General features: G+C 42.1%; 10 protein-coding genes and 2 riboswitches. Of the genes, 3 read left to right on the top strand and 7 right to left on the bottom strand.

Features of this window, described 5'->3' with window-relative positions; translation table 11 throughout:
• The first annotated feature begins 3 nt into the window (after nt 1-3).
• From DXB58_RS12385 to DXB58_RS12375, 3 genes are all read left to right on the top strand, one after another.
• Nucleotides 4-1,203: a glycoside hydrolase family 76 protein gene (locus DXB58_RS12385; RefSeq protein ID WP_122136917.1), complete on the top strand. Its 1,200-nt coding sequence runs from the start codon at nt 4-6 to the stop codon at nt 1,201-1,203.
• Complete coding sequence (locus DXB58_RS12380) at nt 1,200-3,575, top strand: GH92 family glycosyl hydrolase (protein ID WP_122136916.1); 2,376 nt, start codon at nt 1,200-1,202, stop codon at nt 3,573-3,575. The genes DXB58_RS12385 and DXB58_RS12380 overlap by 4 nt, the downstream gene beginning before the upstream one ends.
• 78 nt (nt 3,576-3,653) lie before the next feature.
• Nucleotides 3,654-4,823: a sugar MFS transporter gene (locus DXB58_RS12375; RefSeq protein ID WP_122136915.1), complete on the top strand. Its 1,170-nt coding sequence runs from the start codon at nt 3,654-3,656 to the stop codon at nt 4,821-4,823.
• A 2-nt stretch (nt 4,824-4,825) separates the two neighbouring features.
• Here the strand turns inward: DXB58_RS12375 and DXB58_RS12370 are convergent, their stop codons facing one another.
• The 7 genes from DXB58_RS12370 to DXB58_RS12340 form a co-directional block, all read right to left on the bottom strand.
• Nucleotides 4,826-5,404 carry a Crp/Fnr family transcriptional regulator gene (locus DXB58_RS12370; protein ID WP_007766934.1) on the bottom strand — a complete coding sequence of 193 codons (579 nt, stop codon included), beginning with the start codon at nt 5,402-5,404 and terminating at the stop codon, nt 4,826-4,828.
• 13 nt (nt 5,405-5,417) lie between these two features.
• On the bottom strand, nt 5,418-6,773 hold the full coding sequence (locus DXB58_RS12365; RefSeq protein ID WP_122136914.1) for an MATE family efflux transporter: 1,356 nt from the start codon (nt 6,771-6,773) through the stop codon (nt 5,418-5,420).
• A 128-nt stretch (nt 6,774-6,901) separates the two neighbouring features.
• Nucleotides 6,902-8,614, bottom strand: coding sequence for a PKD-like domain-containing protein (locus DXB58_RS12360; RefSeq protein WP_122136913.1), 1,713 nt, complete (start codon nt 8,612-8,614; stop codon nt 6,902-6,904).
• A complete protein-coding gene (locus DXB58_RS12355) occupies nt 8,614-10,233 on the bottom strand; it encodes a PL29 family lyase N-terminal domain-containing protein (RefSeq protein WP_122136912.1) in 1,620 nt (539 codons plus the stop codon). The genes DXB58_RS12360 and DXB58_RS12355 overlap by 1 nt, the downstream gene beginning before the upstream one ends.
• Before the next feature lie 34 nt (nt 10,234-10,267).
• Nucleotides 10,268-11,425, bottom strand: a complete 1,158-nt coding sequence (locus tag DXB58_RS12350; protein WP_004312388.1) for a DUF5074 domain-containing protein — start codon at nt 11,423-11,425, stop codon at nt 10,268-10,270.
• A complete protein-coding gene (locus tag DXB58_RS12345) occupies nt 11,422-13,485 on the bottom strand; it encodes a TonB-dependent receptor (RefSeq protein WP_122136911.1) in 2,064 nt (687 codons plus the stop codon). The genes DXB58_RS12350 and DXB58_RS12345 overlap by 4 nt, the downstream gene beginning before the upstream one ends.
• 136 nt (nt 13,486-13,621) lie before the next feature.
• Nucleotides 13,622-13,840: riboswitch (cobalamin riboswitch) on the bottom strand.
• 132 nt (nt 13,841-13,972) lie between these two features.
• A complete protein-coding gene (locus DXB58_RS12340; protein WP_008998869.1) occupies nt 13,973-15,658 on the bottom strand; it encodes a putative transporter in 1,686 nt (561 codons plus the stop codon).
• Nucleotides 15,659-15,871: 213 nt separating this feature from the next.
• A riboswitch (cobalamin riboswitch) is annotated at nt 15,872-16,083 on the bottom strand.
• Nucleotides 16,084-16,143: the final 60 nt, after the last annotated feature.

Raw genomic sequence — 16,143 nt, 5'->3', positions numbered from 1 at the left:
TGTATGAATGGTAAAATTAGAAATATAGTTTTATTTGTATCAGCGGTATCCATGCTATTCTCTTGTGCAGGAGAGCCCCAAGTGACTCCGAACAAAGATAAGGCGGAAGAAATGTTTCAACGTGTCTGGGAACTCTATCGGGTTCCCAAATACGGTCTCTTCTCTGAATATTATCCCGGTAGTCATCGTCCTGATCTGACTTATTTTAATGATTCTACCCGACAGGCACAAGAGGTTTCTTACCTGTGGCCTATGAGTGGTGTCTTTTCTTCAGCAGTATTGATGGCTGCCATCGAACCGGAGAAATATACAGTTTATGTTGATTCGATGGTGATGGCGATGGAACATTATTATGATACAACACGCGTTCCTTTCGGTTATCAAGCTTACCCTGTTCAATTTGGGAAAGTAGACCGTTATTATGACGATAATGGTTTGGTAGGTATTGATTACATTGATTCTTATCTGGTAACTAAAAATCCTCATTATCTGGAGAAGGCGAAACAGGTATTGACCTTTATTTTAAGTGGTTGGGATGAGAACTTTGAAGGAGCTGTTTCCTGGCTGGAAGGAGTGAAGGATCAGAAACCAGCCTGCTCTAATGGAAAAGCGATGGTGTTGGCTTTAAAACTGTATGAAGCGACTAAAGACAATTACTATCTGGAGGTAGGAAAGAAATTCTATCATTGGATTGATAAATATCTGAAAGATCCTGAAAGGGGAGTGGTCTGGAACTCATGGCTTACGACGACTTCGGCTGTATGCCCGGATTTGTATACTTACAATACAGGTACTTTGCTACAAGCAGCTGTAGCTTTATATAATTATACAGGTGAACAGGCGTATCTGGATAATGCTAAATTTTTAGCGGAGGGAAGTTACAAAGTGTTCTTTAAATACACGGAAGAAGGTATTCCCTATATTGCCGATTTGCCTTGGTTTAATCTGGTCTTGTTCAGAGGATATCACGATCTGTACAATGTTACGGGAGATCCAAAATATGTGGATACAATGATAAAAGGGCTGGATTATGCTTGGGATCATGCACGCGATCAGGCCGGATTGATGTATCATGACTGGACAGGCCGGACTGATGAAAAACGCCGACCGAAATGGTTGTTGGATGCTTCGTGTGTACCTGAATATTATGCACGTGTGGCGATGATTAAAGGAGAAGTTAAAACAGAAAAAATAAATAAATGATGAAATTGAAATGGATAGGTAGCCTGTTGATTCTGGCAGGTATCGTAGGGTGCAAAACACCTGATCGTCCCAATCTGGTAGAGTATGTGAATCCGAATATTGGTACGGTTCATAGTCGGTGGTTTTTCTATACTCCGGCTGCCGAACCTTTCGGTTTAGCTAAGCTGGGTGCATCTACAAACGGCACGTACGGAAATAATCAAGGTTGGGAGGCTGTAGGTTATGAGGACGGTCATACTTCTATTGATGGTTTTCCCTGCCTGCACGAGTTTCAGATAGGAGGAATTTCACTGATGCCTGTTACGGGAGAAGTGAAAACGAACCCCGGAAAGCTGGAAGAACCGGATAAAGGTTTCCGTTCCCGCTTTGATAAGAAAGATGAAACTGCACGTCCGGGATATTATTCTGTGTTATTAAAGGATTATCAGGTAAAGGCTGAACTTACTGCTACGGCTCGTGTCGGATTCCAACGTTATACATTCCCGGAATCGGAGAGTGCTCATATATTGTTTAATATCGGCAATCGCCAGGGAGAAAGTGGAGCTGTGCGTGATGCGTACATCAAACAGGTAGACGGAAATACTATCGAAGGGTATGTAATTACAGAACCGGAATATGTGAAGAAGTATCAGGCGGGTGCTTCGGTTGCCATGTATTTTTATGCTAAATTGGACCGTGCGCCGGAATCTGTCGAAGTTTTCTATCAAGATAGTGCTTTGATGGCTCGTAATGAAATAAAAGGGCCAGGTGCTATCATGTGCCTGAATTATAAAACAAAGAAAGACGAGATAGTCAATGTAAAAATAGGTTTATCGTATACTTCCATAGAAAATGCGAAAGTGAATTTGGAATCGGAGGCGAAAGACTTGACTTTTGATGAGGCTATGAAAGCGACTACGGATAAATGGAATGAGTCTTTGAGCCGTATCTTGGTTTCCGGAGGTACGGAAGATAGTAAAATCAAATTCTATACCGGGTTGTATCATGCATTATTGGGTAGAGGGCTTGCCAGCGATGTCAACGGAGCTTATCCTAAAAATGACGGTACCATCGGTCAGATACCTTTGACTAAGGATGGTAAACCGGAATATAATCACTATAATACGGATGCGGTTTGGGGAGCTTATTGGAATCTGACTTCTCTTTGGGCATTGGCATATCCGGAATACTATAATGACTTTGTAAACAGTCAGTTGCTGGTGTATAAGGATGCCGGTTGGCTAGGGGATGGTATTGCTACCAGCAAGTATGTTTCCGGAGTGGGAACCAATATGGTGAGCATCACTTTAGCAGGTGCTTATAATAGTGGAATTCGTAATTTTGATGTGGAAACAGCTTATCAGGCAGCCTTGAAGAATGAATTAGGCTGGGAAAGCCGCATTGAAGGGGCAGGTAAGATGGATGTGAAACAGTTTGTAGAAAGAGGGTATGTGCCTTATGAGAACAGTGTTCATTTCGGTACACATCCGGAAGGTTCGAGCTTCTCCGTATCTCACACATTGGAATACAGTTTTAGTGCTTATGCAGTGGCTCAATGGGCCAAAGCTTTGGGGCGTACGGAAGATTATAAGCGTTTGATGGAGCTTTCTGCAGGTTGGGAAAAGTTGTTTGATGATTCGCTGAAGATGATTCGTCCGAGAGTACCCAATGGTGAGTTTATTGATAACTTTAATCCATTGGAATCATGGAGAGGTTTTCAGGAAGGAAATGCGATGCAATATACTTTCTTTGTACCGCAGAATCCGGCTCGTTTGATTGAAAAAGTCGGAAAAGATGAGTTTAACAACCGGTTGGATTCTATCTTCACAGAAGCCCGTAAGTCGATCTTTGGTGGTGGGAAAGTAGTAAATGCTTTCTCTGGTTTACAGAGTCCTTATAATCATGGAAACCAGCCCAGTCTTCATATTTCATGGTTGTTTAATTTCTCGGGTAAACCTTACTTGACGCAGAAATGGACGCGTTTGATCTGTGATGAGTTTTATGGAACAAATGGAGAACATGGTTATGGTTACGGTCAGGATGAAGACCAGGGGCAGTTAGGAGCCTGGTATGTGATGGCAGCAATGGGATTGTTCGATGTACAGGGTGGTTCTTGTGAACGGCCGACTTTCCAGATGGGTAGTCCATTGTTTGATAAGATTGAAATCAAACTGAGTCCGGTAAATGCAACAGGAAAAACGTTTGTAATTGAAACGACGGGTAATACACCGGACGCATATTATGTACAGTCGGCTACACTGAATGGTAAGCCATTGGAACAGTGTTGGTTGTACCGGGATGAACTCTATAAAGGTGGGACATTGAAACTCACAATGGGAAATCAGCCGAATGAGAAATGGGGAGTGGAAAATCCGCCTCATTGTTCTGAATAAACAGTTTATTTTCCTCGGTGTCGATGTTGCTTGGCAGGACACCGGGGATTTTATATTTTATAATATAGTGGGTTAAACATGAAAACACAAAATTCTATTTATGCCGCCCTTCCCGTTCTTTTCGGGTTCTTTGTAATGGGCTTCTGTGACATAGTCGGTATTTCGTCCGATTATGTTCAACGTACTTTCAACTGGTCTCCCGTGATGACGGGATTTGTTCCTTCATTGGTTTTTATCTGGTTCCTGTTTTTAGGTATTCCTGTTGGAAATCAGATGAACAAATGGGGACGTAAAAATACGGTCTTGCTTAGTATGGGAATAACGGTAGTGGGGATGCTGCTGCCATTAGTCGTTTATAACAGTGTGACTTGTATGATAGCTTATGCTCTTTTGGGAATTGGCAATGCTATTTTACAGGTTTCGCTGAATCCGTTATTGAGTAATGTGGTAACCAGCCAACGTTTGCTGACAAGTAGTTTGACGGCAGGACAAGTGATTAAAGCTGTGTCTTCTCTCGTCGGACCGGAGATTGTGTTGCTGGCTGTAGCACACTTTGGAGATGACAAATGGTATTATTGTTTTCCTATATTGGGCTTTATCACGTTATTATCTGCTATTTGGCTGATGGCTACGCCTGTTAAACGGGAAGATTTCAGTGCCGCAACCCAACAACTTTCTATCAGTGATACTTTTTCTTTGTTGAAGGATAAAACGATTCTGTTGTTGTTTCTGGGTATCTTTTTTATTGTGGGAGTAGATGTTGCTACCAACTTTATCAGCTCTAAACTGATGGCGGAACGATTTGACTGGACGGCAGAACAAGTGAAGTTTGCCCCACAGGTTTATTTTTTAAGCCGTACGGTAGGTGCTTTGCTGGGTGCTTTCTTGTTAGCCCGTATTGCTGAAATGAAATATTTCCGTGTGAATATTGTTGCCTGTATTTTCTCTTTGCTTATTCTGGCCTTTGTAAAAAATGATATGGTGAATCTGATTTGTATCGGTGCTGTCGGCTTCTTTGCCTCATCCGTATTTTCTATCATTTATTCGATGGCTTTACAGGCAAGGCCTGAAAAAGCAAATCAGATTTCCGGTTTGATGATTACTGCTGTTGCTGGTGGCGGAGTAGTTACTCCGGTGATTGGGTTTGCCATTGGAACAGTAGGTGTTATTGGAGGTGTTTTTGTTACTTTAGCTTGTGTGTGTTATTTGACTTATTGTGCTTTTGGGGTGAAGACCGCGAAAGCATAGTATTATTGCGGAGAAGATGCTATCTTCGCCCGAATTCTACTTAGTGACTGCGGAGTTATCCACAAGTAAGACGCAATATGTTTTAAAGGCACATATTGCAATAATTCCGGAGTCTCTTTGATAAGGTTGAGATAGCGTTCTTTAGCCCGTGGGCTTCCCGAACTGATAAGCCAGTTCTCCTGTTGAAGAAACTGATGATCCATGAGGCGGAGCCCCAAATTAGCGAGTCCGATGGATGAGGCGAATAGCTGATTCAGAGCTGTTCGGGAAATACAATAGGCCACACTGTCACACATGACCTCAATATTTATTAATGAGTAGGCATTATCTACATAACCCCAGACGGAGAAAGCAGCTTCTCCGTCTGAAGCAAACCAGATGGTAGTGTCCACTCCGTCTTTATGATAATAGGCTCGCCATATTCCTGTCTTGATAAAATAAAGATTACAGTTCTTTGTCCCCTCGCGTACTATTAAATCTCTCTTTTTGAAATGTACCTCTTCCATACAGTTCAGTAGAGACTGTACATCGGTTTCTGATACCTTGTATCTATCGCAAAGTTTTTCAATGAATGTTCTCATATTGCAAAGATACTTATCGTCGGCAGACAATGAAACGATCTTTCAAATAAATTCCGAAAATATAGAAAGTAGTTAATAACTCTGCCAATGGTACGGCTAGCCAGATACCCGGTGTACCCAATACCGGAGGGAGCGCAAAGAATCCGATCAACATAAACACTACTCCCCGGAGAAGGGTGATAATTGTTGCCCGCTGACCTCTTTCAACGCTTTGATAATAACCAATGCCAATCATGTTGACGGCAAAGAATATGAATCCTACTCCGAAATAAGGAAGCCCGTTTACTGCTATATCGAATGCAGCGTAGCTGCGGTCAATGAATAGCGAAACAATGTCTTGACAGCATAGTACGGTAAGAATGAAAAAGCTGATACCGCAGATTAAAGCAGTCCGAATGGCGAGATGCAGCGTCTTTCGTACACGTTCGGGTTGTCCGGCTCCGAAGTTGTAGCTGATAATCGGTTGTGCGGATTGTGCAATGGCATTATAGACCATGAAGATGATAGGGAAGAAGTAACAGGCAATACTAAATGCTGCCACTCCGTCTTCACCGAGATGGCGGATAAAAACGTAGTTTCCCAGAAACATCATACAGGCAATGGATGCTTCACTGATAAAAGCAGAACTTCCCAGTTTAATCATATAACCGATGTTGCGAAGAGTCAGTAACAGACTTTTGATACTTAACTTTATCCGGCATAGATGGAGGGTACGAGAGAAACGGAGGAGATAAATCAGTGTCATCAACCCTCCCACAACAGTCCCCAGACTGGTGGCAAAAGCTGCTCCCATCATTCCCCAACCGAATTCGAAGATGAATATATAATCCAGTATGATATTGAGTATGGCTGCAACCGCATTACACATCATGGCATAGGTGGGCGAACCATCCAGGCGGATGCAGAACATTCCTATATTTAATACTTCGTAGAATACGAGAAAAGGGATGTACCATGCCATATATTCTACGGCTAACGGCAACAATCGGTCCGAACTACCCAATAATTTGGCTAATGGCTCTATAAAATAAAGACACAGAGCAGACAGGATAAGTATGAGCAATGCGGAAAAAGCAATTGCCTGAGTGATATTAAGACTTGCCACTTTGCGTTTTCCCTGAGATAAATGAATGGAAGTCACCACCGAAGCTCCCACTCCGAACATCAGTCCGATACCCGCTGCAATCATAAAAAGCGGTGCAGTGATATTTACTGCTGCCAGTGCATCACTTCCAATTCCTTTTCCTACAAATATACCGTCCGTAATAACGAACAGCGCCGAGAATACCATCCCAAGTACCGTAGGAATTAGTAACTTACGGAACAACGTGGAGATGTTCATACTGCCGAAATCAATACTATCTTTCATAACTTTCTACCTTTGTCGTTGAAAATGGCGACAAAGGTAGGGTTATGAGAGGAGATAAAAATTACCAAATGGTAATTTTTATCTCTATATTTAATAGGGAAAAGAATCTCTTATGTATATTCTATCAATTATTTGAGCATGTTGAAATCCTTTATTCCAAAAACTTCAGTGGATATTTCACCCAGCCAACCGCTTTTACTATTAACACCCACTTGTACTTTGATAAAATCAACGTACTTCAGGTTTGCGTCCTTACCGTCGAAAGTTACAGCATGGGATATCTTGAAATGATTGTCAGACGGTCCGGCATTATAGTTGTCATCATCTGTCAGACGATCAATGGCGCTGAAATTATCAGCATATCCCCATTCATAACTATCATTTACCCAATAAGTACCATTACCGGATTGATCGTAATTACGCTCTTTCAGGCGAGTACCTCGCAAAGTATATTGTTTCTCCTTTACCCAGGCGGGATAATAATAATCTTGCCGGTGAAAAGCGCCCAGATAATCAATAGACCCACTTTGACCATGATTGTCTGTCCATGGGGTGGGAAGCTGAATACCGGTTGGTTTATGATAGGTGACGGCATAATCCTGCCAGGTTTCGGCTTTCCCATATTCGGATCCGCGCAATTCATACCAAGTGTCATTAGGTAACCCATCACCATTTTCGTCCTGCATTACCCATACAATTCCCGGTTCTGACGAACCATCAAAAGCATTTCCTGTAATAGCGATGTTGTAATCTCCATCATTCACGATGCTATGATCGAATCCAACGATGATGTATCCACCGAATCCGCCTAGGGAAACATAAGCCGTCTGATTGATTCGTTCTTCTGCATAGGTACAGGCTTCTGCCATAGTTGTTGTGGTATGGTTCTCATTGATGAATTGACCGGGAGCCGGTAAATATTCATATACTTTGTTCATTGATGCAGAACTTGTGGCGCTAATCTTGCGCTGGTATGTTCCTGCGGGAGGGCAAACATTGATTTTTAATGTTTGCGTAGCGAGTATATATGAGTTCCTCATTTCTACCTTTACCGTGTGTTCTCCCTGCTGCCCGGATGTAAACAGATAAGTCTCATTTTCTCCGGATTGCACTTGTTCATTGTCCACAGTCCATGTATAGACTGCATCCAGTGCATTATTCACGTCAACCGGTTTGATACGGATAGTTCTGCCGACTGACATGTTATATTCCGTTTGCAGGAATGTCCAGCTGAAATCTACTTGATCCGGTGAACAAACTTCTACTTTGAAAGTTACTTCGTCATCGCCATCTTCATTGTGAGTAGCAAAACGAACCTGATATTCGCCAAGTTCGGTTGTGGGGAGAGTACAGGTTAATTCGCTCGAAATATCTTCACCGTTTATTTGCCAGGAGTAACTGGTTTCCAGAAAAGAATCTACTATGGGTGTAATGGTTAGTTCAGAGCCTTGAAGCACTTTGAAACCTTTGTCGGCATCCGCAATAGAGATAGTCGGTACATCAAGTTGAAAGACATCGATACGTATCTCTTTTTCTGTTGTCCCTCCGGCATTGGTGGCAGAAATCAGAATGAAATACCTGCCTGCTTCATCGGCTGAAAATGTCAGGGTGGAAGCGGTACAGATACTCTTTCCATCTATTGTCCAGTTAAAGGTCGTTTCCGAATCGGTATTTTCATAAACAGGAGCGATGGTTATCTCTCGACCAATTTTTGTTTTATAGATGGGGGATTCTTCTTTCAGGGTAATGACAGGAGCGGAAAGAAGAGGAGAGTCCTCCTCTTCTTTCACGCATGATACTAATGCTAACAGAACAAATAAAAGAAGTATAATATGTTTCATTAGAATCTCACTGCTACGTCATCATAAGCAAAATAGGCGGGTTGGCTGAAACCATATCCGTTATCATTACTTCCAGTGACATTAAAGTCTATTTTGACCACTTTGCCTAATGCGGATAAATCCCATTTTGTCCATTCAAGTATATTACCTTCGGCTCCAACCAGATAAAATTCCGGACGCGCAGCTACTTCATTTCCATCTTCATCATAACCGATAGCAACCAGTTTCACCCAATCATCTTTGCCTGCGGGTGCGGTCAAACCGTTACCGTTGGCCACACAGTTGGCTAGGTAGGTCGTCATAGTCACATACATGTGGTCAACTACACGAGCAACTCCGTCTCCAAAGTAAATATAGGGTAATGGACCGTTAGCATATCCGGAATTGTCTGCATAGCCGTAATGTACGCAGAAGTTTTTGGAACCATTATGTCCTCCAAAACCTGTTTTTGCATCCTGATAATAAACCGCTAGTTGGTGCTGGAAGTCTCCATGAGTAAGGTCCATATCCAGATAATTGGAAATTGCGTGTCCGCCACCCCAGTATTGGTAATCACCCCATCCGTTAGGAAGTTCGGAAGCAAGAAAAGTATTGTTTGCATCACTCCAGTTATAGAGTTGGTTATTCTTAGGATAAAGTAGTGAGCCACCATATTGTTGGCTGTCAATTAATGATGACCAGTTTCTTTCTCCTACCATGTTAGCATCACCTTTATAATCAACATCCTCGAATGTCAAGAAGTGTGCTTCACGCACTGCTCTTAATTGCATTTTTATTACTTTACCGAAAGCTTTGGACGGAGTGACAAGTATTTTAAGTTCACCATCTTTGACATCATCACCTGAAACTGCCGGAGCTGTGATTCTTAAGTCTTTATCATTAAGAACCGCTGTCCATCCTTGCGGAATAGCAATTAATGTTGCGTCGTCTATATTGGCAGTTGTAAGAAGATACGTCCTTGTTTCATTAGACGAGAACAAGGTATAATCTCTATTGGCAATGTCAAATGTATATGCTTCCCCTTTGGGCAATGTGAACGACGTTCCATCTGCAAGAGTAACTAGTACATGATTGTCATTAACTGTAACAGATTTGAAGAAAGAGTCTCCGTCTTGTCCTTCCGCTTTCACAGGTTTGCCGTCTGTTCCGTTAATACGTTTGGCTCCTTCACCTGTATCAACGGTCCAGTATCCGTCACTGTCAACTCCCATAACTGGAGTTGTACCTGTCACTTTTAACTTGTTAGTTGCATCCGGCAGCCATTCTGTAGTACCGTTGGTAGTAATGGTCCAGTAATATATTCCGTCTTCGTCAGCTTTCACTCCAATCACAGGAGCATCTGTACCATTCTTTCCATTTTTTATAGATACGGTGCTTCCATCACTGAAAGTTAATGTGTAGCCATCAGATGTCTGTTCCGTGTTGGTGATTACTTTCCCTTGATTTAATGCGTCTACCAAACTCTGTAAAGTTGTAATTTCAGAGTTCATTTTCTTGACTGTTGTTTCTAGTGTTTCTACTCGTCCGTCGAGATCATTGACTTTATCCCAGAGATCATCGTCATTGTAGCAACTGCATACCGTAACGACAGTGAGCAGTAAAAATAGAATTTTCTTCATTGCTTTTGTTTTTAATTAGTAATAGTGATATGAATTATTGAATCTCTTTTAGTTTCTTATCTGTAAAGGCAATATGTGCCGGAATATCCCCCGTGATGACTGACCATTTCTTTTTTCCATCCCGGGAGAAACAATATAATGTGCCGGGAGTCACATAGTCTTTGGCATCGGTGACGAAGAATTCACCTGTTTCCGGATTGATTGCTATTCCATAAGGTATCTTGATAGATTTTTCCGTACCATCTGTAATAAAATTGCGGGTATCAGTTTTCTTTGTTTTTGTATTATAAATAGCGTAAGAGACTGTCCAACTGTTGGTGTAATAACTCCATTCTGTACTGTATACATACAGTGAATCTCTGCAAATGGCCATTTCTGTATTGGGAAGAAGCGGTAATTCTTCGATTACTTTATCGGTATTGGAATCTATTACAAATGTTTCGGAGTAAGTGTCATAATAATCTCCCCGGGATGAGACATAAATATTTCCGTATTGGTCTAATTCCATTCTATGCAAATTGATTCCCACATCAATGGTTTTGATAACTTTGAATGTGTTCAAGTCGATGACGGATACCGTACGGTCATAATTAGGTACGCGATATCCGCCGGAGTTGGCTACATAGAGTTTGTTGCCCACAATCACCATTTCTTCCGGCTGGTAGCCGACCACACAGGTATCCTTGACAGTCAGTGTGGTAGTGTCAACACGTGCTACATACCCCAGTCTGGCGTTAGGATCTATTTTGACAGGGCCTGCATACGAACTGACGTATGCATATTTATCTTTAAAGACGATATAACGGCAATTAGGTATGGAAATTTGCGTGATGTGTTTTGCTGTTTCTACATTCATCACTTCTACGAAATGAGAACAGTTGATGATGGCATATAACTTATTTCCATAGATTTGGATATCATTTCCCACATCCCCCAATTCTTGTACGACTCCCGGGTTCCGTTCCGCATAGATATTCTTATGATAGATACCGGTTTCGTAATCAAAGTAATCAAGGGTAGCCTTGTTGCTTCCCATATTTCCTTCATTGAGTAGAAAGAAACCTTTGACAGAGGTACCGCTTACTCCGGGGGTAACTTGGTTGGGAGTTGACGGAATAATGCGTTCATCTTCGCGACAAGAAGTCGACAGAAGAACAAAACAGATAATGATGGATAGAACAGATATTCTCATAACATGACGTTTAATTTGATTTTAAAACTTGTACCGGGCATAGGATAGCATTGCACTACATCATATTGCTGATTGAAGATATTATTAATTTCTGCCGTTACACGTATTCCCGTTTTCCCCCATTGAAAAGTTTTAGATAGGGAAAAATCGTGGGTATACCAGGGCTGTGCGTAGTTCTCCGGGATATTGGCGACTGCTTCATAACGTTCACCTGTATAAATGAAACTATAGTTACAGGACCATGTTTGGTAACTTCCATTGAGGATGATGGAACCTCCATGCCAAGGTATATAAGGAATCTGGCCTCCATACCATTCACTGGTAGGATCGGTAAAATCCTGTGCCTTTTGATAGGTGTAATTGAAGAGAGTGCTAAGTTCCACCTTTCCGAAGCCCCATTCTCCTCGTATGGCTGCGTCTAATCCCCGAATTTCCACATGTCCGAGATTAATCATAGTCCAACGGAACTGGTTGGAGGTAGGCATGGCAATGATTTTATCATCTACTTCATTATAGTAACCATCTATTTGTAAGTCCAGGCTTTTCAGCCAATGGTTATTCCAGGTGTGAGAGAAAGTGATACCCACATCGTATTGAGTGGTATATTCTGGTTTTAAGTCCTTATTGCCTATAAAAGTATAATACAAATCATTGAGAGTCGGCATGCGAAAGACTTTCTTATAAAAGGCCCGTACATTCAGAGGGAGCTTGGTCAATGGTTGCCAGGTGGCTATGACAGACGGAGTGTATTTGTTTTTGGTGCCTGCATTGGCTCCTTTGGTACGTGTATTGTCGTCGACATGAGTATATAACAGGCTCGCCTGCAACATGAGGCGGTTGAAGTCAAAGGACGTGGCAGCAGAAGTCAGGATTGTATTACGGGTTGGATAGACAAAATCTATGAGATCGGCCCGTAATGTATTCCATTGAAAATCGTTGGATAATGACATACTCCACCAGGGATAGATGGTGAATAAATGGGCGGCCGAAGCATAGATTTCTTGCTGTCGGTAGTGATTGTCTACATACATGGTGGTGACATCCAGTCTGGGATCGGATAAATAGTGGAGATAGTCATAAGCATATTTTCCGTTGGCTAGCAGACTGTACCAAGGCTTAAAATAGTTTTGAAAAGATCCTTGCACAAACAGATTGGTATCCCATTGCCGGTCCTGATGGCGAAACTTACCCGGTTCTTCTCTTACCGCAGCTCCGGGGTATCCCCGTTCCGAGTTGTATAGGTATGCTTTGGCTTTCCATTCTCCTTTGGGGACTTTTCCGAAGAATGCATTCTCCAAACGTAACATTCTTACGTCTCCATTTTGACGAACAGCTGTTGTGTCGTAACCATCTTTCTTGGCGTATGTGAATTTATATCGTCCTGATGTATACATATACTCCGTACTGATGGAACTGCTTATTCGTTCGTTGAAACGGTGTTCCCAAAGTAGTGACGGATTGATGGTGGAGAATGAACCGCCTTTCACCCCGATGTTCAGATTGTTTTTCTTTTCCCCTTTGAATATGGGCTTTCGTGTCTGCATATATATGGCACTTGCGGAACTATAATCTTTGGCAGGTTGGAAGATGGCACTTTTTTGACCATTATACAGTGAAATGACTTCCATATTATCTAATGAAAACCGGCCTAGATCGACGACTCCATTTTGCGCATTTCCTAATTCAATACCATCATAAAATACTCCGACATGATGACTGCCCATACTTCGTATATTGACGGTTTTTAGTCCTCCAATACCTCCGTAATCTTTTATCTGTACTCCGGAAAAGTAGCGCAAAGCATCAGCAACGGAGTAAACATTGAGCTTCTCCAGTTCTTTGCCGGACAGAATCTGTACAGGAGACATCTTTTTTTGCATCCGGTTGCTGTAGATAGTAACTTCTTTGAGTTTGAGAAGTGTATCAGACAGAGAAGTCTGATGCCGAACCCTGGACTGGGAAATGGCCGGTAATGTGGTAAATAAAGATAGAATCAAACATAATATCCACCGTAAATGGATACAATGCTTATGGTATGAATGGACTTGAATAGAAAGCATGTCTTTTATTTTATAGGTATAAAAAATCCGTTTGTTCAGATCTGAATTCAATCTACACAAACGGACATATAGCTATTATACCAAATAAAAGATAATTGCTTATTTTCTATTTGACTACTACCCGAAATCCCGCAGGTGTAAATCAGAGCATCAAGGCAGGTCTTCTGACTCATCCCATTTTGCAACGCCTTCCCAGATAAACTATCCAGTGACTTTCGTGTTGCAATTTTGCTCTCTGATTACAAGGAGCGGAGATTTACAGCAGCAGGTTCTGTTGCCGGTTTACACGGCATTCCCTTTTCATTCCTTAACAACGTGAAAGTTGTTCAAGGAAACCTTAACGGCACAAAGTTAGAAAGTTTTTATTAATTAGTTTGTTTTATTCTAAAAAAATATCCCACTGACCAATAACAAATATTCCGGCATCTGATTCTGTTTTCCCCATTTGTTAATAATCAATTGGATGGAAAAAGGATATATTAATATGTTATCCCAACGACAGAATCAATATTTGTGCCGTCAATACTCGCAGAAACATGGTGAGCGGATATACCGTAGCGTAACCAACGGCAGGTGCATCACAGGAGGTCAGGTCATTGGAGTAAGCCAATGCCGGCGGATTGGTAGTAGAACCAGCCAGAACCCCGATAAGCGTGAAATAATTCAGCTTGCAATAATACCGTCCTATCAATCCTGTAATCAGAAGTGGCAGGATGGTTATAATGACTCCGTAGCCTACCCATACATATCCTCCGCCATGAATGACTGTGTCTACAAAGCCTTCGCCTGCTCCCAAACCTACGCAGGCGAGGAAGATGGAAATACCGATTTCACGAAGCATCAGGTTGGCACTCATGGTGGTATAAGTAATCAGCTTGTATTTCGGACCGAAACGGCTAATCAGGATAGAAACGATGAGCGGACCGCCTGCCAATCCTAGTTTCACAGGTTGTGGAATTCCGGGAAATGCGAAAGGAAGACTTCCCAGAATACATCCTAAAGCGATACCTATAAAGATAGGAATCAGGTTCGGATGATTTAAGCGTTTCATGGAGTTGCCAAGTACTTTCTCTGCATGGGCAACAGCCAGTTCGGAACCTACAATGGTGACACGGTCTCCCATTTGTAACTGTAATTGTGGAGAGGCTACCAAGTCTACTCCCGAACGATTGACGCGGGTGATGTTTGCTCCGAAGTTATTTCTGATTTTGAGTTGTGAAAGCGTTTTCCCGTTCAATTCCGGTTTAGTAATCAGGATACGGCGTGAAATGAGCTCTTTGTTCAGTTGTTCCCATTCCATTTTGATTTCCTTTCCGAAGAATACAGTGATTGCTTCCACGTCAATCGGGGTAGAGATCACTAATATGATATCCCCTACATGTAGGGTTGTCTCGGAATTAACCAATTCGGTTTCTCCACCTTCGCGGTGTTTGATGCGGGAAATGACAAATTTACGGTTCAGTAACGGGCGGAGTTCTTTAATCTTGATACCGTTTACCGATTCGTTTCTCACCTCGATGGAGATAGGGCGTACAGTAAGTTCCTGAAGATGTCCCAGACCGACTTCTGCATCTTTTTCTTCTTGAGCAGTATTGATGCGCAGGAGATATTTCAAAGCAAGCAGTGAGAGGATGATACCTACTACACCCAGCGGATAACTGACAGCATATCCTAAAGCAATTTCGGGAGCGTCTATACCATTCAAATCACTGTTGGCCTGTTGTGCGGCTCCCAGTCCCGGAGTGTTGGTGACGGCTCCGGACAGAATACCTACCATTGTGGTAATCGGAGTTCCGGTGGTGAAGTGCAGGATGATAGTAATGGTTACTCCTAATACTACTACTAGCATGGCCAGCATATTCAAGGTGAAGCCACCCTTTTTGAATGCCGAAAAAAAGCCGGGCCCCACTTGCAAACCAATTGAGTAAACAAACAGAATCAATCCGAATTCTTTTAGAAAGTGGAGCAGGTGTTCGTCCAGATTCATGTTGAAATGGCCGAATACGATTCCGACAAAGAGTATCCAGGTAACTCCCAGAGATACTCCCCGCACTTTGATTTTTGCAAGGATGATTCCAAACGCTATGGTTAGTGACAGAATCAGTACGGAGTGTGCCACTCCGCCGCCCCAAAGATTGGGGTAACCTTCAAATAAATTTCTTAGAACTTCCATTGTGATTATTATATGATGATATTTAGTTTAGCTAAAAGTACCCCCGGAGAAATCACTTCTGCGGGGATACGCACACATTGAGCATGACGGTCTAATGCCGTCCTTTTGATATTTTAGCTAGAGAGAATTTATCCTCCTTCAATCATTTCCGATGTCATGACTACTCGATTCTTTTTTTACAGTCTGCCGTTTTCCTATCCCACGAGTAAAAACAACTATAAAGGTATGAATGGCAGGTCTTCTGACTGACTCCCTTCCTGATGCCTTCCCGACCTTGACTATCGATACCTGGTCAGTGGTAAAAGTAAATATCAAGAAGTTGAATGGAGTTTCACAGCAGCGGGACTGTCCGGGATTTACACCCGATTCCCTTTTAATTCAGATAGTTGATATGGCTATCTGAAACCAATTCGGGGGCAAAGATAGCGAATTTATATAGGAACCCAAATGAATGCTACCTATTTATTTTATACACAGTCTGATTC

Origin of the sequence: Bacteroides sp. OM05-10AA (assembly GCF_003439055.1) — a bacterium.
GTDB classification, from domain to species: domain Bacteria; phylum Bacteroidota; class Bacteroidia; order Bacteroidales; family Bacteroidaceae; genus Bacteroides; species Bacteroides intestinigallinarum.
The sequence above is the reverse complement of the archived record's forward strand: the minus strand, read 5'-3'. Positions and strand labels throughout refer to the sequence as shown.